Source organism: Brevundimonas sp. S1H14, from assembly GCF_047716865.1.
Lineage (GTDB): Bacteria > Pseudomonadota > Alphaproteobacteria > Caulobacterales > Caulobacteraceae > Brevundimonas > Brevundimonas naejangsanensis.
The window spans coordinates 3,113,501-3,131,331 of sequence record NZ_CP136679.1 but is presented as its reverse complement, the minus strand read 5'-3'; the positions used below and the strand labels follow the sequence as shown (position 1 = coordinate 3,131,331).

Sequence of the window (17,831 nt, the reverse complement as noted above, 5' to 3'; positions counted from 1 at the left end):
TCGTAGATCCGATCGGGGCTATGCGGCACCATGGGGGCTTTGCGCCGTTTTTGAACGCTACGCTCTACAGCGTGACGTCAATAATTGGCTATAGAGGGTATTTTTTGTAAACGTTCTCAATTAAGTCGTCAAAAAAATCGTTTGCTTTGCTCTGTGCAAGTTTAACCGTAGATGGATGTGCTGCAGTATTTCTTGTGCCAAGCTTTTGATCGAGAATTTTTCTGACATCATTGCTGATGATACCGGCGGAGCGCAGAAATTCTACGAACTTACCTTCCGGTATCTCGCCGAAATCATCCCTTTTCGATAGTGATGTTATCTTGATTCTCTTGTCGGTATTGCCTGCGAGTACAGTATTGAATGCGGGTTTGTGTCTAGTGAGCACCAACTCGTAAAGGTGATCCATGAGGAATAACCAGAAAATGACGACAGACGCCCTGTTGCAGCCAGCAGCGTAACAGCGAATGGCCTCGTCCAAGAAGTCTTTGCGCGCTCCTTCAGGCAATGAGTCGTGAATTGCCTTCATGGGGGAGCTAGTTTGAACTATAGTGAGTTTAGGACCAAATATGGCCGCCAGTCGTTCACGTTCTCGGGCGTGAAGCCTGTAGCCCTTGGTTGCCTTGACGTAGGTAGCGCCGCGCCCCTTTGAATTGTTGGTCAGATGTGTGGCTAGCCATGTAGGCATGCCGAGGTCGCTCAGAGCGAAACACCGTTTCAATTCGGCCGTGGTCACTGATGGGCGACCTAGCTCGACCTGAAGATAGTAGGCAAACATGTTCGCTAACTCACCTTTGGAAAGATCATCCTTATTAGGAATCTCGCCATAGAAGGTGGCCAAATGAGATTGATCCAGCGCGTCGCTCATTCAGACGTTTTCTTGGCGAGGGTAACGAGGTGGTTCTCGCCCATGATCGGAATTCCAATTTCGTTGAGCTTTACGTATTCAATGAAGCCCTCAGATTTAGCGTCATGCATGTTTTTTGCGAAGGCTTGAGGAATCTTCATGGTGCTTTTCATGGCGTGAAAGCACGAGAATATGTCGTCGAATGAGCAGGGTGAAATAGCTAGCTTGTCTCGAAGGAAGGCTGCGAACACCAGAATTCGCTCGGTGTTCTTCGCGGGCTTATGATCAGCTACGAACCCACTCAGACCGGTCAGGTCGAGGTTAGCATTCAAGACAGGCTGGGCCGCCTTTGATGTTTTGCCTTTGCCGGTTGAGCCCTTGGTCTTTACCCCAGAGCCTTTTTCCTCCTTTTGAGGGGGCGGCGTGGCCTTGAAAGTTGTCTGTATTTTTTCAGGCGCTGACGAACCTGTCTCCATTTCCTTGAGTGCTGCACGAACCTCCGAGAAAGCGGACAGCACGAACTTCTCGTCGCCCTCGATTTCTATGAGTCCTTCAGCGATGTTGACTGCGAGCTTGGCCAACCGTTCCTCCCCGACATTTGATGATCAGTTGTTATACTCAGCAGGTTGGTTCGTATAGTGGCGTTCCATTTGTTGGGGTGTCATCCTCCCAACACCGGCATCACCTCGACCCCGTCGCAGACGAAGATGCTCATGTGCGGGTGCCCCTCGAACAGGCGGGCCGCCGCCTCGTGGCTTTCGGCGCGCACGACCATGAAGACGGTCAGAAGGTTGACCATGTCGGTCACGGCGCCGTCGTCGTCGAGGCGCTTGGTCGGGCCCAGCGGGCCGCCCTGAAAGACGATGGAGTCGCGGTGCGCCGCCTCCCATTCGGCGACGGCGGCCACGCCGCGGCGGGCCGTCTCAGCCTGCTCGGCCTCGCTCATGGCGCGCCAGGCCCGCCATTTGGGGCCGGTCTTGTCGCTGGTGAAGACGGCCAGATAGTGGGTCTCGACGCTCATCGCAGCCTCCTGTTCGGCTGGAGCATCAACCTTTCGGGCCGTCTTCGACAAGCGGGGCCGGAGCTCGGCCTCAGCCCTCGGCCAGCAGGTGCTCGATCAGGGCGCGCGCCTCGGGCCCGGCCCAGTCGGCCTCGCCGGTCAGGACGGCGCGGACCCGGCCCTGGCGGTCCATGACGATCGTCTGGGGCATGGCGCCCTTGCCGGGGAACTCGAACGCCAGCTGGAATTTCGGGTCGATGTAGAAGTCCAGAGGCGCGTTCTGGGCGATGAAGGCCCGCGCCTCGTCCGCCGTCTTGTCGAGGTCCATGCTGACGGCGACCACGGCGAAGTCGTCGCGCGCCTTATAGTGGTCGGCCAGGGCCGCGAGCGTCGGCATCTCGATCCGACACGGGGCGCACCAGGTGGCCCACAGGTTCACCACCGTCACCTTGCCTGCGAAGTCGGCCAGGCGGACGTCGGCGCCGTCGGCGGCCTTGAACACATAGTCGGGAGCGGCGGGGGAGGCGGGCGCCTGCAGGGCCGCCAGCGATCCCTTGGCGAAGGCGGCCAGTTGCGGCTCAAGGGGTTGGACCGGCGCCTGGGCCGCAGGCGGCGCGGACTCTTTGCCTCCGCCCTTCTGATTGACGTATAGCAGCGCCGCGCCCATGCCGATCACGCCGATCACCGCGAACGTCGCCACGCCCGCCCAAGTCCGTCCAGAGCCGCTCATGTCCGATACGCCTTCCAAACCACAGCCAGATTCCCCCGCTCAGGGCCAGTCTCTATGGGGTGGGCGCTTCAGCGCCAAGCCTGCGGACATCATGCAGGCCATCAACGTCTCCATCGGCGTCGACAAACGCCTGTGGGCGCAGGACCTGGCCGGTTCGCGGGCCCATTGTCGCATGCTGGAGAAGCAGGGGATCATCGCCGCCGCCGACGCCCAGGCCATCCTTGGCGGGCTGGACGTGATCGAAGGCGAGATCCGGGACGGGAGCTTCCCCTTCCGCGACGCCTATGAAGACATTCACATGAACGTCGAGGCCCGCCTGTCGGAGCTGATCGGCGAGCCGTCGGGGCGCCTCCATACGGCGCGCAGCCGCAATGATCAGGTGGCGACCGACTTCCGCCTGTGGGTGCGCGACGCCTGCGATCGCACCGTGGCGCAGCTGCAAGACCTGCAGAGGACTCTGTTGGACCGGGCGGAACAGCACGCGGGCGACCTGATGCCGGGCTTCACCCATCTGCAGACGGCCCAGCCGGTGACCTTCGGCCATCACCTGATGGCCTATGTCGAGATGTTCGGCCGCGACGCGGGGCGCTTCGCCGACGCCCGCGCCCGCATGAACGAGAACCCGCTGGGCGCCGCGGCCCTGGCCGGATCGCCTTTCCCCATCGACCGTCATATGACGGCGCAGGCGCTGGGCTTCGACCGGCCGATGGCGAATTCTCTGGACGCCGTTTCGGATCGCGATTTCGCGCTGGAAAGCCTGGCCGCCGCCTCCATCGCGGCGGGCCACCTGTCGCGTCTGGCCGAAGAGATCGTGGTGTGGATGACGCCGATGTTCGGCTTTGCGACCCTGCCCGACGACCTGACCACCGGCTCGTCCATCATGCCGCAGAAGCGCAACCCGGATGCGGCCGAGCTGGTGCGGGCCAAGACGGGCCGCATCAACGGCGCCCTGATCGCCCTGACCACGGTGATGAAGGGCCTGCCGCTGGCCTATTCCAAGGACATGCAGGAGGACAAGCCGCCGGTGTTCGAGGCCTTTGACGCGCTGGATCTGGCTCTGACGGCCATGACCGCCATGGTCGCCGTGATCCGCCCCAACACCGAAAAGATGGCCGCCGCCGCGGGCGCGGGCTTCTCGACCGCCACCGACCTGGCCGACTGGCTGGTGCGCGAACTGAACTTGCCTTTCCGCCAGGCGCACCACGTCACCGGCGCCGCCGTGAAGCGGGCCGAGGCGCTGGGGTTGGGGCTGGGCGAATTGCCGCTGACGGAATTGCAGGCGCTGGATGGCCGGATCACCGAAGGCGTGTATGAAGTGCTGATGCCCGAAGCCTCCTGCGCCAGCCGCCAGAGCTTCGGCGGCACGGCGCCGGAACAGGTCCGCGCGCGCATCGCCGACTGGAGAAGCCGCCTGTGAAGAAGACGTCTGTGAAAAAGACCCTGATCCTCGCGGGCGCCGCCGCCCTGATGCTGTCGGCCTGCGGTCGCATGGCGGACCTTGAGCCGCCGCAGGGCGCGACGCCGAAGAAGCAGACCGAGCGCGCCATCCGCGACCGCTCGGCCGATCATCTGCCCGAGGACGCGATGCAGAACCTGCCGCCGCGCCAGATGCCCATCGACAACGGCACGAGCAACCCGTTCGGCAAGCCGCCGCCGATGAACTGAGCCTTCTGGCTCTTCTCTCTGACTGGACTCCCCGCCGGTGCACTATTTCGATCTCAAGGACGGCGTCCTGCATGCCGAGGGCGTCTCTCTGGAGGCGCTGGCGGACAGCGTCGGCACGCCGACCTACGTCTATTCCTCGGCCACCCTGCGCCGTCACTACGGCCTGCTGCGCGAGGCGTGCGACGCGCATCGGGGCGCGCTGGGCGACGCCCTGATCGCCTTTGCGGTCAAGGCCAACTCCAACCTGTCGGTGCTGGCGACCCTGGCCAAGCTGGGCTGCGGCGCGGACACCGTGTCCGAGGGCGAGATCCGCCGGGCGCTGGCCGTCGGCATTCCCGGCGAGCGCATCATCTTTTCGGGCGTGGGCAAGACCGACGCCGAATTGACCTTCGCCATCGAACAGGGCGTGCGTCAGATCAACGTCGAGTCCTCGACCGAGCTGGACCGGCTGATCGCGGTCGCTGCGACTAAGAACGCCGCCCCCGCCATCGCCATCCGGGTGAACCCCAAGATCGGCGCGGGCGGTCACGCCAAGATCACCACCGGCGGCGCGGGCGACAAGTTCGGCGTGCCGGTCGAGGAGGCGATGGCCCTTTACGCCCGCGCCTCAAGCTCGCCCCACGTCACGCCGGTGGGGCTGGCCTGCCACATCGGCAGCCAGATCACCGACCTAGCCCCGCTCGAGGCCGCCTTCCGGGTGCTGCGCCAGATGACGGAAGACCTGCGCTCCCAGGGGCACAGCGTCACGCGGCTTGATCTCGGCGGCGGACTGGGCGTGCCCTATTATGGCGATGCGGCGACGCCTGCTCCGGCCGACTATGTGGCGATGGCCGCGCGTGTGCTGGAGGGGTTGAACGTCGAAGCGGCCTTCGAGCCCGGTCGCCTGATGGCGGCCAACGCGGGCGTGCTGCTGAGCCGCGTCATTCAGGTCAATGAGCGGACCGACGGCCGTCGCTTCCTGGTGCTGGATGCGGCGATGAACGACCTGATGCGCCCTGCGCTTTATGACGCCTTCCACGACCTGAAGCCGGTGCGTCCTGTGACGGGCGAGGCTCTGCCCCACGACGTGGTAGGGCCGGTCTGCGAGACCGGCGACACCTTCGCGCGCGATCGGGACCTGCCGCCGTTGAAGGCGGGCGATCTGGTCGTCTTCATGAGCGCCGGAGCCTATGGCGCGGTCATGAGCGGCGAATACAACACCCGTCCCCTGGCCGCCGAAGTTCTGGTCGACGGCGAGCGCAGCGCGGTCATCCGCCCGCGCCCGACCTATGACGAGATGTTCGCCCGCGAACCGATGGCGGACTGGCTTTAAGCCTCAGTCCAGCGCGCAGATGTCGGGCAGGCCGCGCATCCCGCCCGCATGGTCCAGGCCATAGCCGACCAGAAAGCGGTTCGGCGCCTCCCAGCCGACGAAGTCGGGCTCGGGCGCGCGGGGCTTGGGCCAGGGCTTGCGGGCGAAGACGCAGGTCAGCACCTCGGCGGCGCCTGCTTCCCTGGTGATGCGCACCGCCTCGGCCAACGACAGACCTGTGTCGAACACGTCGTCCAGAATCAGCACCTTCTTGCCGGTCAGCGGGCGCTGATAGGGGGCGCGGACCTCGATCCGGCCCCGGCTGGTCTGCTCATCGCCGTAGGAAGCCAGCCACAGGGCGTCGAAGCGCACATTGCGGCCTTCGCGCGACAGGGCGCGGGTCAGGTCGGCGGCGAACCACAGTCCGCCGGTCAGCAGGACGGCGGCCACCGTCTGATCATCGACATGGGGGGCGATGCGGCGCGCCAGATGGGCCACGACGGCCTCGATCTCAGCCTGGGACAGAAGGACAGCGGGAGCGGGCGTCGATGGGGTGTCAGCCATGCCTCGCCGATACCCCGTCTGCGACGTCGGTGTCGAGAGGCGCGGGCGTCGGACCAAGGTTGAGGGCGCCCAGACGACGTAGGCCTCCATCTTCGCGCGCGGCGGGTTCAGGGCGAGCCTTCTTGCCGGCGGTGCGGGGGGGCGTCTTGCGCGCAGGCTCAAGAATGAACTTCGTCGTCATCCCCGCCGCCTTGCCCTGCGGGTCAGCGATGACCGTGGCGAAACCCTGCGTTTTCCCCGGCAGCGTGGGGGGCCAGTCTGGGCGCACCACCCTGCTGGCGATCTCGACGCCGCGTTCATCCTGTAGGATCACGCGGATGGGAGGCGACGACACCTCGGTTTCACGAATATTCCGCACGACGCCTGACACGACGATCTTGCCCGGATCATGCGGCGCCACGCGGGCCCTTTGGGCTTCGAACTCCAGTCCGACGATGTTCACGTCCAGACCCAGGGCGCCATAGGCCCCTGCCGTCACCGGGAATTTGCGGACGATCTCTTCACGGAACAGGACGCCGCTGGTGATCAGTCCCAGCACGACCGCCGCCGCCGCGGCCCAGGCTGCGCCCGCCGCCGCCGCCTGCCGGGTGCGGCGCCTGCGCTCGGCCCGGGCGCGGAAGGCGCGCGGCAGTTCGGGCGCAGGCGTCTCGGCCAGACTTTCAGGCAGGGTTTCGGACGAAGCGTCTTCGGCTGGGCTCAGGCCTTCCGTCGCCGATTCCAGCTCCAGCGGCGCATCCTCAAGGCTGGCGCGCCAGTCGTGGCCGCACGTCTTGCAGCGGACACGACGGCCGTTGGGGCCGATCGCTTCGTCGGGAACAAAATAGCTGGTGGCGCAGGCGGGACAGGTCAGTATCATGTCAGCTGACTGTGAGGCTTATCGCCCCCTCCTGTCGCGGCGCAACGCCCCGGTCCAATACGAAACCCTATGCCCGATCCGATCCGCCGCGCCGCCGACCCTGATTCCGCGCCTGACGCCGTCCGCCTCAGAGGCGTGGGCTTCGGCTATGGGGGCAGGCCCGTCGTGCTGCGGGACGTTAACCTTAGTCTGCCAAACGGCTCTTTCCACTTCCTTACCGGACCTTCGGGGGCGGGCAAGTCCTCGTTGCTGCGGCTGCTGACTTTGGCGGCGCGGCCGCAGGCGGGTCGAATCAGCCTGTTCGGTCAGGACGTGACCCAACTGCCCCGGCGCGAGGTCCCGGCGCTTCGCCGTCGCATGGGGGTGATTTTTCAGGATTTCCGCCTGCTGGACCATCTGTCGGCCTTCGACAATGCGGCCTTGCCGCTGCGGCTGGCGGGAGAACGCCCGGCGGACTACGGCGCCGACGTGCAGGAGATGCTGCGCTGGGTCGGGCTGGGCGGGCGGCTGGACGCCCTGCCGCCCACCCTGTCCGGCGGCGAGAAGCAACGGCTGGCCATCGCCCGCGCCGTGGTGGCCCGCCCGCGCCTGATCCTGGCCGACGAACCGACCGGCAGCGTCGACCGGCCGATGGGCGAGAAGCTGATGCGGCTGTTCCAGTCGCTGAACAAACTCGGCGCCACGGTCCTGATCGCCAGCCACGACGAGGCTCTGGCCGAGCGCAGCGGCGCCGCCGTCCTGCGGTTGGAAGGCGGGCGGCTGGCTCAGATCGCGCCGGCTTCATCGGCGGGACCGGAGGCGCAGTCATGATCGGCTTCATGCGCAACGCCCAGCCCGAACTTCTGCCGCGCGAGGCCGGGGGCGAGCGCTGGCTGGTGGTGGTCATCGCCGTGCTGTGCTTCCTGGCCTCCATCGCCGCCGTCGGCGCCTTGGCGGCCGATCGGGCCGCGCACGGTTGGGCGTCGCATCTGCGCGCCGAAGCGACGGTGCAGGTGCGCCCGCGCGTCGATGAGACCGGCCCCGCCGCCGCCGCCCGCGCCGCCGAGACCCTGGCCGGGGTCAAGGGCGTGGCCGAGGCGCAGGCGATGGACCGCAAGGCGGCCGAGGCCCTGTTGCGGCCGTGGGTAGGGGAGGCGGTGTTGCCCGACCTGCCTCTGCCCTATCTGGTCGTCGTCCGGCTGGACCCCAAGGCGCCCGCCAGCGCGCCGAGCCTGAGCCGCGCCCTGGCCGAGGCCGGGCTGGACGCCAGCGTCGACGACCACAGCCTGTGGCGCGGCGAGGTCGAACGGTCGGCGGGCCTGATCACGGCCCTGGCGGGCGCGGCCTTCCTGCTGATCGCGGCGGCGACGGCGGCGGCGATCGCCTACGCCACCCGAGCGGGCATGGCGGCTCAGGCGACGGTGATCGAGACGCTGAGCCTGAACGGCGCGTCGGACGGAGCGATCGCCGCCCTGTTCCAGCAGCGGTTCGGCGTTCTGGCGGCGACGGCGGGCGCGGCGGGGGCCGGACTGGCCGCGCTGATGCTGGCGGCGTTGCGCCTGATCGGGGGCGAGGGCGGGCTGACCCCGGCCCTGCCGCTGGCCTTTGGCGACCTGCTGGCGCTGATCGCCTGCCCCTTGCTGGCGGGGGCGGTCGCGGTGCTGGCTGCGCGTTTGACGGCGCTGGCGAAGCTGGGCGGGCGTCGCTAGTTAGTTAAGCATGAAGTTCCTGACGCTGATCGCCGTGGTGGCGCTGATGTGGCTGACGGGCCTGTTCGTCTTCGCCGAGCGGGTTCGCGGTCTGACGCCTGCGCCCGAGCCCGCGCGGGCGGACGCCATCGTCTCCCTGACCGGCCCCTCGGCCGAGCGCGTCAACGCCGCCATCCGCCTGCTGGAGCAGGGCAAGGGCGACCGGCTGCTGATCTCGGGCGTCAACCGCGAGGTGCGCCGTCAGGAGCTGCGCGCCCTGACGCCGGGGTCCAAGAAGCTGTTCAACTGCTGTGTCGACCTGGGCTTCGAGGCCGAGAACACCGTCGGCAACGCCCAGGAGATCGCCGCCTGGGCGCGGGCCAAGGGTTATGACGATCTGATCGTCGTCACCTCGGACTATCATATGCCGCGCAGCCTGCTGGAGATTCGCGGGGCGGCGCCCGGCGTGCGGCTGACCCCCTACGCCATCTCCACGCCGTCGCTGGACACCCCGTCCTGGTGGCGCGCGACCGAGACCGCCCGGCGCATGACGCTGGAGTACATGAAATACCTGGCCGTCCTGGGCCGCGAGGGGATGCATCGCCTGACCGGCCGCCATCCCGAGCGCCCCGGCCCTGCCGCACCCGACGCCTCAGACCTCCGCAAGGCCGCTGCATGACGACCGTTCGATCCCTGATCTTCACCCTGTGGCTGTATCTGTCGATGCCGCTGTTCGCCGTCCTGCTGTCGCCCGCGCTGCTGATGCCGCACCGGGCGGCGATGGGGGTGATCAAGCTGTGGGCGCGCTTCGTCCTGTTCGGCCTGCGCTGGATCGCGGGGGTGAAGGTCGAAGTGCGCGGGCTGGAGCACCGCCCCAACGGCCCGGCCCTGATTGCGGCCAAGCATCAGGGGATGCTGGACGTCATCGCCCCCTTCGCCTTCCTCGACGACGCCTGTTTCGTGATGAAGAAGGAGCTGATGCCGCTGCCCTTCTTCGGCTGGTTCGCCTGGAAGACGAAGATGATCGCCGTCGACCGCGCCGCCCACGCCAAGGCGCTGAAGGACATGGTGCGGCAGACCCGCGCCCGTCTGGCGGAGGGGCGTCAGATCCTGATCTTCCCCGAAGGCACCCGCACGGCTCCGGGCGCACCGGCCGACTACAAGCCCGGCGTCGCCGCCATCTATCGCGACGTGGACGCGCCCTGCTGGCCTGTCGCCACCAACTCGGGCGTCCATTGGCCGGCGCATGGTTTCAAACGCTATCCGGGCACGGTGGTGTTCGAGTTTCTGCCGCCGATTCCCGCGGGTCTGAAGCGGGCCGAGTTCATGAAGCAGTTGGAAAGCCGGATCGAAGACGCCTCGACCGCCTTGTTGCCGCCCAGAACCTAGGCTTTGGAGGGCGGGCCCCTATATCATCAGCTGTTGACCGGGACCCGCTCATGATTTCACGCTCCGCCTTTCGCCTCGCCCTGCTGACGGTCGCCCTCGGCGCCCTTCCGGCTGTCGCCTCTGCGCAGTCCCAGCCGTTCCAGCCGCTTGAAGCGCCGCAGACGTGGAAGGTCGACATCGGCGGCGGCTTTGTCCGGGGCTTCAGCGTCTCGGGCGACAAGTCCGAGGATTTCAACTTCACCGCCTGGGGCTCGGCCTCCTATCGTGACATCGTCTACGCCAACGGTCTGGACGGACTGGGCTGGAACGCCGTCAAGCGCGACGGCTTCCATGCGGGCGTTCAGTTGCGTCCGCGCTTTGCAGCGGGCGACATCGAGGGCATGGACCGGCCCGGCTACGGCGCCGATGCGGCCCTTTACGCCTTCAAACGTCTGCCGGGCAATGTCGTGGTCGGCGGCCGCATCCAGCATGACGCCACCGGCGACGACGCCGGTCTTGAGTACTACGGCTCGGTCAGCCACCAGCGCGTGACGCCTATCGGCATGTTGCAGACGATGGCCTATATGCGCGGCGGCAGCGACGCGCGCGTCCAGCGCTATTACGGCGTCACCGCACAGGAAGCGGCCAATAGCGACTACGCCGCCTTCACGCCGTCGGGCGGACTGTCGGCCGCAGGCGCCGCAGCCATGCTGGCCGTGCCGATCGGCGACCGTTACGGCGTCGGCGCTTTCGTCAACTACGAACAGCGTCTGGGCGACATCAAGGACAGCCCCCTGATCAAGGACGACTACGTCTGGCGCGCAGGCGTGATCGGCGTGGTGCGCTTCAACAGCGGCGGCTGAGTCTTCAGCTCGCCGCGAACTCGCTGAGGGCGTCGAGGACGGCGCGGTTCTGGTCTTCCGTCCCGATCGTCACCCGCAGGCAGTCAGGCAGGCCATAACTGCCCACGCCGCGAACGATGATGCCCTTGGCCTGCAGATAATCCTGCGCCGCCGAGGCCGAGCGCTTCGCATCGGGGAAGCGGATCAGGATGAAGTTGCCCGACGCCGGAAACACCTCGAAATCAAAGCCCCGAATGGCCTGGGTCAGGCGCGGCCGCCACTCGGCCACCAGATCACGCGAGGCCTTCTGGTGCGCCTCATCGCCCTGGGCGGCGATGGCCGCTTCGATCCCCGGCAGGGAGACGTTGAACGGCAGGCGAATGCGGTCGATGGCCTGCTCCACCGCCAGCGGCGCATAGCCATAGCCGACCCGCAGACCGCCCAGCCCATGCAGCTTGGAGAAGGTGCGGGTGACGACGATGTTGGGCGCCGTGCGCGCCAGATCGAAGGCGCTTTCCCAGTCCGGCTCGGTCACGAACTCGGCGTAGGCTTCGTCGATCACCAGGATGACGTGGGGCGGCAGGCCCGCGTGCAGGCGGCGGATCTCCTCGCCCGTGGCGAAGCTGCCGGTCGGATTGGCCGGGTTCGACAGATAGACCAGCTTCGTCCGCTCATCGACCAGGCCCAGCATGGCGTCGACGTCGGCGCGGAAGTCCGGCTCGGCCGCCTGCCTGACCTCGGCCTGACAGGCGCGGGCGGAAATCTGATAGGCGACGAAAGCGTACTGGCTGGTGACGATATTGTCCCCCGCCTCCAGATAGGTCTGGTTCAGCAGGGCGAAGACCTCGTCCGAGCCGTTGCCGAAGATCAGCCGCTCCGGCTCCAGCCCGTGCGCCTCGGCCACCGCTACGCGCAGGCGATCGGCCCGGCCGTCGGGATAGAGGTGGATCGAAGACGCAGCGGCGGCGAAGGCCTCGCGCGCCTTTTCGCCCGCGCCCAGCGCGTTTTCGTTGGAGGACAGCTTGATCGGTTTGGCGACGCCCGCGATGGCGCTCTTGCCGCCGACATAGGGCGCGATGTCCAGCACGCCGCGCTTGGGTTGAGGCGCGCCGTCAGACGGCGCCTGGTTCGCTTCGGTCATGCGCGCGTCATCCCCTGCCGGTCGCTATGTTCAGAAGACGGGAGCGGCGCCGATGACGCCGGTCAGGCCGCCGGGCGCGCCGTCCAGCCTGATGTCTTCCGCCTGCACATAGCCTGTCAGGACGAACAGCTTCAACCCGCCTCCGCCCGACAGAAATTCGGCCGCCAGACCGGCCTGCGACAGGGCCTCGACGATACGGGCGTCCGGCCATGCGCTGTCCGTGACCCAGAAGGTGCGGTCCTCGCCGGTCGGTCCCGGCGCCTCGGTCGACACCATCAGGGCGCGCGGCGCCCCGGCGGCGTCATCGGGCAGGGCGGCGATGATCTTCAGCATGGGCAGGGCCAGCAGCCGCCCCCACCACGGCCGCGGCGACAGGTCGATCAGGGCGCGGGTCTTGCGCGCCGTCCCGTTACGCACGGCGAGCAGCGCCTGATCCGCCTCGGCCATCGGCCGCGCCGTCAGACCCCAGCGGTCAGACGCCAGCATTTGCGACAGCGCTCCGCAGGCGATCAGGGGGCGTCCGTCCGCCGCCTCCAGCCGCCCCAGCACGGCGCGCACCGCCGCCTTTTCGGACAGGCTCATTCCCGAAAGAATGGCGCGCAGGGCGATGGCGTCGCCGTCGACCGAACCGCGCGCGCCCGCCGCCAGCCGCGCGCGGACGGCCTCGGCCACGGCCCGTTCCAGCGACAGGCGCGCTTCGTCGGCGGGCGGCTCGATCAGCATGACAAGGGCGGCATCAGAACAGCTGCGGCGCGGGCGCCAGGGCGAACGGCCCCAGATAGGTGCGGCCGCCGCGGAACAGGATGGCCAGCTCCACGCCCTGACCGTCGTCGCCGGTTCCGCCCTGCGGCGTAGCGGCGGCGGCCTTTGCGGCGGCGGCGCGGTCCAGCGCCCCGCCCTGCTGGGCGCCCGCCAGGCCGACGATAGCCGCCAGCGGCTTCTCGGCGCGCACGAAGACCTCGCCTTCCAACTGACCCTTGGCGTCGGCCGACAGGGCGTCGCTGGAGACGAAGGCCTTGCTCTCGCCCGCCTGAAGCTGGCCCTTCACGTCGATGAAGCGGCCGCCCGCCGCCGTCCATGCGGTCAGCAGTCCCTTGGCGTCCGCGCCCTTGCGCAGGGCTGAGGCCTTTTCGATCACCGCCTCGATCTGGGCGTTCAGCATCCCCGACTGGGCGAAGCTCTCGACCGGGCCGTTCGCGCGGCCCTCGCCGTCGACCAGGCGGAACAACACGTCGACGTCGTCGGTCGGCGTGTCCGAGCCGACCAGATGCGGCCGCATGTAAAACTGCACCAGCGCCGCCTGTTTCAGCGGGAAGGGCTCGGCGTCCGGCAGGGCGGTGAAGACCGGCTTCTCCAGCTCCAGCACGACATTGGGCCAGCGCTGGGTCAGGCCGTGCAGGCTCATGCGGATGCCTTCGGCGCGGATGGCGGTCTTGCCCTTTTCGCCGCGCGTGACGGTCAGACCGTCCGGCGCCGCCAGCACCCAGCGCGTGGGATTATAGGCGTTGGCCTGCGCCACCATCTCGGGCGCCTCGACGGCGTGGCCCGACGGCGCGATCACATCCAGATGCTTGATCGTCACCCGGGCGTGCATCGGCCAGCCCGTGGTCGAGACGCCGCCATGCTTGATGGTCCAGCCGCTCTCCTGCAGCCCGGCGATCTTGCCCTCGAGACGCTGTTCGATCTGTTGGGTCAGGACGAACCACCAGCCCGTCCACGCCGCCAGGGCGACGGCGACGATGGCGAAGGGTATGATCAGGCCCTTGCGGCTGTGATGCGGGACGGCGTCGGTCATGAGCGCGCTTTAGCAGGATGAGCGGCTGCTGACACGTCCTGTCAGCAGGAACAGGTGAGGCTGCCACCCGTTCGAATTGCAAGCTGACAGGAGACGAGGACCATGGAGACGCAGCAGCTTCATCGCGGCCGTCTGATCGACCATCTGCAACTGGTGACGCCGGACCTTGAGGCCAGCCGCCGCTTCTACGGCGCGGTGCTGGAGGCCTTGGGCGTGCCGATCGGCGGCGAAGCCGAACGCTTCTTCTGGGCCGACGAATTGTTCGTCTCGGCGGTGGACAGCATCGCCGCGCAGGGCCGGCCGACGGGCCGCTGCCATCTGGCCTTCCAGGCGAAGGACCGCGCCATGGTCGAAGCCTTCCACAAGGCGGGGTTGGCGGCGGGCGGAACCGACAACGGCGCGCCGGGCGAGCGGCCCTATCACCCCGGCTACTACGCCGCCTTCCTGCTCGACCCGGACGGCAACAACATCGAAGCGGTGTTCCACGGCGAGGCCGAGCGTTCCGCCGCCAGCGTGGTCGTGACGTTCGAGAGCTAGGCTGGTCAGGCCGTCAGATCCGCCCATGTCGCCGCGCAGGCGCGGGCCGCCTCGTCCGGCGCCAGCTCCAGCAGCAGGCCGCGCTGGCCGCCGTTGATCAGCACCCGCTCGAACAGGGCCGCCGTCTCGTCGATGAAGGTCGGGACGGCCTTGCGCTGGCCGAAGGGGCTGACGCCGCCGACCTTGAAGCCGGTCAGGCGTTCGGCGTCGGCGGGCTTCATCATCTGGGCCGACTTACCCGCGGCGGCGGCGGCCAGCTTCTTCATGCTGACCTCGCAGTCGGACGGGACGACGACGCAGACAGGCTTGGCGTCCACCAGCGTCATCAGCGTCTTGAACACCTGCTCCGGCGCCCAGCCCAGGGCCTCGGCCGCCTGAAGACCCACGCGCGGCGCATCGGGATCGTAATCGTAGGGATGCAGTTCAAAGGCGACGCCGGCCTTGGTCAGGGCGACGGTGGCGGGGGTGGTCTTGGACATGGCGTCCCCATCTCACCTTTCGTCATCCTCCGGCAAGCCGCGCAGCGGCGCTGACCGGGGGACCCAGCGGCGCCCGTCAGGGCGAAAAGCCCACGCGCTGCGCTTGCCATGAAGATCGCCTTCGGCGCCGCTAGGTCCCCCGGTCTCGCTCCGCTCGCCGGAGGATGACGAAGAAGAGGCCGAGGCTTCAGGTCGTCTCGGGATCGAGGAAGTTCTTGGTCAACTCCACCGTCTCGGCCAGCCCCAGGCGCAGCACCTCCGTCCCCGGCGGCAGGGCGGCGAACAGGCGCGTCGGGCAGGCGGCGTCCAGCATGACGAAAACGCCCCGGTCGTCCGCCCGGCGGATCAGGCGGCCGAACGCCTGGGCGATGCGCCCGCGCGCCAGGGCGTCGTCCCATGAACGCCCGCCCGAGCCCGTGCCGAACCGCTCGCGCCGCGCCTTGTGCAGCAGGTCCGGACGCGGCCACGGTACGCGGTCGAAGGCCAGAACCCGCAAGGACCGGCCCGGCACGTCCACGCCATCCCTGACGGCATCCGTGCCCAGCAGGCAGCTGTCCCGCTCGGCCCTGAAGACATCGACCAACGCCCCGACCTCCAGCGGATCGACGTGCTGGGCGTAGAGCGGCAGGCCCGCGCGCGCCAGTTCCGGCCCCAGCCGTTCATAGACCGCCTTCAACCGACGGATGGCGGTGAACAGGCCCAGTCCCCCGCCACCCGCCGCCAGAAACAGTTCGCGCATGGCCGCTGCGATCTGGCGCGGATCGTCCTTGACTAGGTCGTTGACGACGATGACCCGGCTGTTGGTGGCATAGTCGAAGGGACTGTCGACCTTCAGCGTCCGCGCCGGTTCGATCAGGCGCGCCGCCCCGGTCCGCAGACGGGCCAGGTCGAAGGGGTCTTCGGCCGCCGGATCGGACAGGGTGGCGCTGGTCACCAGCACGCCGTGCGACGGCATGACCACCGCCGCTTCCAGCGGCACGGTCGGGTCGATCCAGTGACGACGCAGGGCCACGTCGTGGATGCGGCCGAAGGCGGCCTCGGCGCTCAACCAGTCCACATAGTCGGGATCCGGTTCGTCGCCGCCCTCCTCCAACGCCGCCAGCATGGAGCGCCAGCCGGGCAGGGTCATGCGGCCGCGCCGGTCCAGTCCGCGCAGCGAGCCTTCGATGCGCGCGCGGGCGGCGCCGTCCAGTTCGGCCGCCTCCTCGTCCAGAATGTCTTCGAGGTGGCGCGACAGGGCCAGCAGGGGCGCCTCGACGGCGGCGATGGCGCGCGCGGCCTCGCGCGCGGCCTCCAGCACCGGCTCGGTGACGGGGCGCAGGGCGCATTCCAGCCCGAACTCGGCGCCGCCGTTCTCGGCCGCGCGGGCGCGCAGCTGCTCCAGCGCCGCGACCAGAAACCGCTCGATCGGCCCGATGGGATTCACCTCGCCCGAGGCCGGGGCGATGCGGCCCGACACGCCTTCGCCGGGCAGTTGGGCGGCGGCCTGGAGCGCGTCCTTCAGGGCCTTGGAGGCGGCTTCGTTGTCGGCGGTCAGGTCGCCCAGACGCTGTTCCAGCCCGCGCCCGCGACGGCCGCGCCCCTCCGGTCCGCGTATCCAGCGACGCAGTTCGGCCGCCTCCTGCCCCGACAGGCAGGCGGAGAAGGCGCTGTCGGCGGCGTCGAACAGGTGGTGGCCCTCGTCGAAGACGATGCGCTTCAGCGCCGCCGTCTCGCCGTCCTGCTTCAGGCCGCGCGCCGTGCGGGCGCCGTCGAAGGCGGCCTGCGTCATCACCAGCGCATGATTTGCCACCACCAGATCGGCCCGTCGGCTGGCGCGGATGGTCTTTTCAACGAAGCACAGACGATAGTGGGGACAGGCGGCGTGGACGCACTCGCCGCGCCGGTCGACCAGATTGGCTGGTCCCGCCTGATGCATGGGCGCGGTCGCATAGAGGCCGGGCAGCCAGCCGGGATAGTCGCCGCCGGTCATGTCGCCGTCGCGGGTGTGGGCGGCCCAGCGCGCGGCCAAGGCCATGCCGATCAGGTCGCCGTTCCCCAGTTGCGCCGCCTGCACCATGTCCTGAAGGTTCAGCAGGCAGAGGTAGTTCTCGCGCCCCTTGCGCACCACCGTCTTGCGGCGTCGTTCGGCCTCGTCGGGCCACAGGGCGCGGCTCTCGCGGTCGATCTGGCGTTGCAGGGCGCGGGTGTAGGTCGAGATCCACGCCGCCCCGGCGTTGCGCTCGGCCCACAGGCTGGCGGGCGCTAGATAGCCCAGCGTCTTGCCCGTGCCGGTCCCCGCTTCGGCCAGCAGGACGCGCGGTCGGCCCTCCTCATTGCGGGGCGAGAAGGCGTAGGCGGCCTCGGCCGCATAGTCGGATTGGGCGGGCCGCGTCTCGTCCAGACCCGAGGCCTGAAGCAGTTTGTCCAGACGGATGCGGGCGCTCTCGGAATCGACCGGGGCGGACCCGGCCTCGCCGCGCGGCGCCTCGTCCTCCCACTCCTGCAGACGCGCCCAGACGTCGAGGCCCGAGCCGCGCTGCTGGCGGTCCCGCAACGGCCCGGCGCGCAGGGCTTGAAGCACGCGGGGCGCCCAGCCCCAACCCGCCCGCTCCAGCGTCAGGGCCAGCGTGTAGGCCTCCTCCCGTCCCGGATAGGCGGGCGCCGCCAGTTCAGCCAGCAGGTCGGCGGCGGCGGCGCGCAGGGCGGCGGCCTGCGCCTCGGCCCCTCTCGGCTCCTCGCGCCCCAGCGCCAGCGCCAGCCCGGTGGCCGACGGCGCGCAGAACCGGGCTGGGCGCACGAAGGCGAACAGCTCCAACGCATCCAGCATCTCGCTCGAGCGCGGCGGCGGCGCCAGACCCAGACGCCGCGCCGTCAGCCCGGCGTGGGCGACGATGACGTCGCCGCCGGTGAACAGGCCCTCGGCGGCGCCGCGTCCGATCTTCCTTGCGCCCTGATCGTCGCACACGGCCCCGGCCCCCGGCGGCGTGGCCAGCGCGGGCGGCAGGTCGAACGTCAGGGACGACGCGGTGCTGATCTCGGCGGATTCGACGGTCACTTTTGCTAGATAGCG

The 17,831-nt window shown here is 68.6% G+C and carries 20 protein-coding genes; 9 read left to right on the top strand and 11 right to left on the bottom strand.

What is annotated here, in order from left to right:
* Positions 1-88: 88 nt before the first annotated feature.
* The 4 genes from RSD66_RS15135 to RSD66_RS15120 form a co-directional block, all read right to left on the bottom strand.
* Positions 89-865, bottom strand: a complete 777-nt coding sequence (locus RSD66_RS15135; protein WP_415288510.1) for a hypothetical protein — start codon at positions 863-865, stop codon at positions 89-91.
* Complete coding sequence (locus RSD66_RS15130) at positions 862-1,425, bottom strand: hypothetical protein (RefSeq protein ID WP_415288509.1); 564 nt, start codon at positions 1,423-1,425, stop codon at positions 862-864. Before RSD66_RS15130 ends, RSD66_RS15135 begins: the two co-directional genes overlap by 4 nt.
* 80 nt (positions 1,426-1,505) lie before the next feature.
* The gene (locus tag RSD66_RS15125; protein WP_415288508.1) at positions 1,506-1,865 is read right to left on the bottom strand and encodes a hypothetical protein; all 360 of its coding nucleotides are present in this window, start codon (positions 1,863-1,865) and stop codon (positions 1,506-1,508) included.
* 70 nt (positions 1,866-1,935) lie between these two features.
* Complete coding sequence (locus RSD66_RS15120; RefSeq protein ID WP_415288507.1) at positions 1,936-2,574, bottom strand: TlpA family protein disulfide reductase; 639 nt, start codon at positions 2,572-2,574, stop codon at positions 1,936-1,938.
* Between RSD66_RS15120 and argH the strand changes: the two genes are divergently transcribed.
* Genes argH through lysA form a run of 3 tightly spaced genes read left to right on the top strand, consistent with a single transcriptional unit; the run spans position 2,573 to position 5,551 of the window.
* Positions 2,573-3,991, top strand: a complete 1,419-nt coding sequence (gene argH / locus RSD66_RS15115) for an argininosuccinate lyase (RefSeq protein ID WP_415288506.1) — start codon at positions 2,573-2,575, stop codon at positions 3,989-3,991. The genes RSD66_RS15120 and argH overlap by 2 nt on opposite strands.
* 11 nt (positions 3,992-4,002) lie before the next feature.
* Positions 4,003-4,239, top strand: a complete 237-nt coding sequence (gene lptM / locus RSD66_RS15110) for an LPS translocon maturation chaperone LptM (RefSeq protein WP_415288505.1) — start codon at positions 4,003-4,005, stop codon at positions 4,237-4,239.
* Between the two features lie 37 nt (positions 4,240-4,276).
* Complete coding sequence (gene lysA / locus RSD66_RS15105) at positions 4,277-5,551, top strand: diaminopimelate decarboxylase (RefSeq protein WP_415288504.1); 1,275 nt, start codon at positions 4,277-4,279, stop codon at positions 5,549-5,551.
* 3 nt (positions 5,552-5,554) lie between these two features.
* Here lysA and RSD66_RS15100 read toward each other — a convergent pair whose 3' ends face one another.
* Positions 5,555-6,094 carry a phosphoribosyltransferase gene (locus RSD66_RS15100; RefSeq protein WP_415288503.1) on the bottom strand — a complete coding sequence of 180 codons (540 nt, stop codon included), beginning with the start codon at positions 6,092-6,094 and terminating at the stop codon, positions 5,555-5,557.
* Positions 6,087-6,950, bottom strand: a complete 864-nt coding sequence (locus RSD66_RS15095; RefSeq protein ID WP_415288502.1) for an MJ0042-type zinc finger domain-containing protein — start codon at positions 6,948-6,950, stop codon at positions 6,087-6,089. The genes RSD66_RS15100 and RSD66_RS15095 overlap by 8 nt, the downstream gene beginning before the upstream one ends.
* 69 nt (positions 6,951-7,019) lie before the next feature.
* On the opposite strand from RSD66_RS15095, the gene RSD66_RS15090 reads away from it, so the two are divergent.
* The 5 genes from RSD66_RS15090 to RSD66_RS15070 are packed head-to-tail and all read left to right on the top strand — an operon-like array spanning position 7,020 to position 10,848.
* Positions 7,020-7,760: a cell division ATP-binding protein FtsE gene (locus RSD66_RS15090; protein WP_415288501.1), complete on the top strand. Its 741-nt coding sequence runs from the start codon at positions 7,020-7,022 to the stop codon at positions 7,758-7,760.
* Positions 7,757-8,638 carry a cell division protein FtsX gene (locus tag RSD66_RS15085; RefSeq protein WP_415288500.1) on the top strand — a complete coding sequence of 294 codons (882 nt, stop codon included), beginning with the start codon at positions 7,757-7,759 and terminating at the stop codon, positions 8,636-8,638. The genes RSD66_RS15090 and RSD66_RS15085 overlap by 4 nt, the downstream gene beginning before the upstream one ends.
* Positions 8,639-8,648: 10 nt before the next feature.
* Positions 8,649-9,296 (top strand): YdcF family protein, encoded by a 648-nt coding sequence (locus tag RSD66_RS15080; RefSeq protein ID WP_024354944.1) that lies wholly within the window; start codon positions 8,649-8,651, stop codon positions 9,294-9,296.
* Entirely contained in the window at positions 9,293-10,006 is a 714-nt protein-coding gene (locus RSD66_RS15075; RefSeq protein WP_415288499.1) for a lysophospholipid acyltransferase family protein, read from the top strand. Before RSD66_RS15080 ends, RSD66_RS15075 begins: the two co-directional genes overlap by 4 nt.
* A 50-nt stretch (positions 10,007-10,056) precedes the next feature.
* The gene (locus RSD66_RS15070; protein WP_415288498.1) at positions 10,057-10,848 is read left to right on the top strand and encodes a MipA/OmpV family protein; all 792 of its coding nucleotides are present in this window, start codon (positions 10,057-10,059) and stop codon (positions 10,846-10,848) included.
* A 4-nt stretch (positions 10,849-10,852) separates the two neighbouring features.
* On the opposite strand, the gene hisC is transcribed toward RSD66_RS15070, so the two are convergent.
* Genes hisC through RSD66_RS15055 form a run of 3 tightly spaced genes read right to left on the bottom strand, consistent with a single transcriptional unit; the run spans position 10,853 to position 13,763 of the window.
* A complete protein-coding gene (gene hisC / locus RSD66_RS15065) occupies positions 10,853-11,968 on the bottom strand; it encodes a histidinol-phosphate transaminase (RefSeq protein ID WP_415288497.1) in 1,116 nt (371 codons plus the stop codon).
* Positions 11,969-11,998: 30 nt separating this feature from the next.
* On the bottom strand, positions 11,999-12,691 hold the full coding sequence (locus RSD66_RS15060; protein ID WP_415288496.1) for a hypothetical protein: 693 nt from the start codon (positions 12,689-12,691) through the stop codon (positions 11,999-12,001).
* A gap of 13 nt (positions 12,692-12,704) precedes the next feature.
* Positions 12,705-13,763, bottom strand: a complete 1,059-nt coding sequence (locus RSD66_RS15055; protein ID WP_415288495.1) for a DUF2125 domain-containing protein — start codon at positions 13,761-13,763, stop codon at positions 12,705-12,707.
* Positions 13,764-13,865: 102 nt separating this feature from the next.
* On the opposite strand from RSD66_RS15055, the gene RSD66_RS15050 reads away from it, so the two are divergent.
* On the top strand, positions 13,866-14,300 hold the full coding sequence (locus RSD66_RS15050; protein ID WP_415288494.1) for a VOC family protein: 435 nt from the start codon (positions 13,866-13,868) through the stop codon (positions 14,298-14,300).
* A gap of 5 nt (positions 14,301-14,305) precedes the next feature.
* Here RSD66_RS15050 and ybaK read toward each other — a convergent pair whose 3' ends face one another.
* Together ybaK and RSD66_RS15040 are read right to left on the bottom strand one after the other, a co-directional pair.
* On the bottom strand, positions 14,306-14,779 hold the full coding sequence (gene ybaK, locus RSD66_RS15045; protein ID WP_415288493.1) for a Cys-tRNA(Pro) deacylase: 474 nt from the start codon (positions 14,777-14,779) through the stop codon (positions 14,306-14,308).
* 187 nt (positions 14,780-14,966) lie between these two features.
* Entirely contained in the window at positions 14,967-17,816 is a 2,850-nt protein-coding gene (locus tag RSD66_RS15040; protein ID WP_415288492.1) for an ATP-dependent DNA helicase, read from the bottom strand.
* Between the last annotated feature and the right edge of the window lie 15 nt (positions 17,817-17,831).

Excerpts from the sequence above, each read along its gene's own strand:
- RSD66_RS15135 (WP_415288510.1), bottom strand. The coding sequence starts at position 865 with ATGAGCGACGCGCTGGATCAATCTCATTTGGCCACCTTCTATGGCGAG.
- RSD66_RS15125 (WP_415288508.1), bottom strand. The coding sequence starts at position 1,865 with ATGAGCGTCGAGACCCACTATCTGGCCGTCTTCACCAGCGACAAGACC.
- argH (WP_415288506.1), top strand. The coding sequence starts at position 2,573 with ATGTCCGATACGCCTTCCAAACCACAGCCAGATTCCCCCGCTCAGGGC.
- RSD66_RS15120 (WP_415288507.1), bottom strand. The coding sequence starts at position 2,574 with ATGAGCGGCTCTGGACGGACTTGGGCGGGCGTGGCGACGTTCGCGGTG.
- RSD66_RS15100 (WP_415288503.1), bottom strand. The coding sequence starts at position 6,094 with ATGGCTGACACCCCATCGACGCCCGCTCCCGCTGTCCTTCTGTCCCAG.
- RSD66_RS15095 (WP_415288502.1), bottom strand. The coding sequence starts at position 6,950 with ATGATACTGACCTGTCCCGCCTGCGCCACCAGCTATTTTGTTCCCGAC.
- RSD66_RS15090 (WP_415288501.1), top strand. The coding sequence starts at position 7,020 with ATGCCCGATCCGATCCGCCGCGCCGCCGACCCTGATTCCGCGCCTGAC.
- RSD66_RS15085 (WP_415288500.1), top strand. The coding sequence starts at position 7,757 with ATGATCGGCTTCATGCGCAACGCCCAGCCCGAACTTCTGCCGCGCGAG.
- RSD66_RS15080 (WP_024354944.1), top strand. The coding sequence starts at position 8,649 with ATGAAGTTCCTGACGCTGATCGCCGTGGTGGCGCTGATGTGGCTGACG.
- RSD66_RS15075 (WP_415288499.1), top strand. The coding sequence starts at position 9,293 with ATGACGACCGTTCGATCCCTGATCTTCACCCTGTGGCTGTATCTGTCG.
- RSD66_RS15070 (WP_415288498.1), top strand. The coding sequence starts at position 10,057 with ATGATTTCACGCTCCGCCTTTCGCCTCGCCCTGCTGACGGTCGCCCTC.
- hisC (WP_415288497.1), bottom strand. The coding sequence starts at position 11,968 with ATGACCGAAGCGAACCAGGCGCCGTCTGACGGCGCGCCTCAACCCAAG.
- RSD66_RS15060 (WP_415288496.1), bottom strand. The coding sequence starts at position 12,691 with ATGCTGATCGAGCCGCCCGCCGACGAAGCGCGCCTGTCGCTGGAACGG.
- RSD66_RS15055 (WP_415288495.1), bottom strand. The coding sequence starts at position 13,763 with ATGACCGACGCCGTCCCGCATCACAGCCGCAAGGGCCTGATCATACCC.
- RSD66_RS15050 (WP_415288494.1), top strand. The coding sequence starts at position 13,866 with ATGGAGACGCAGCAGCTTCATCGCGGCCGTCTGATCGACCATCTGCAA.
- ybaK (WP_415288493.1), bottom strand. The coding sequence starts at position 14,779 with ATGTCCAAGACCACCCCCGCCACCGTCGCCCTGACCAAGGCCGGCGTC.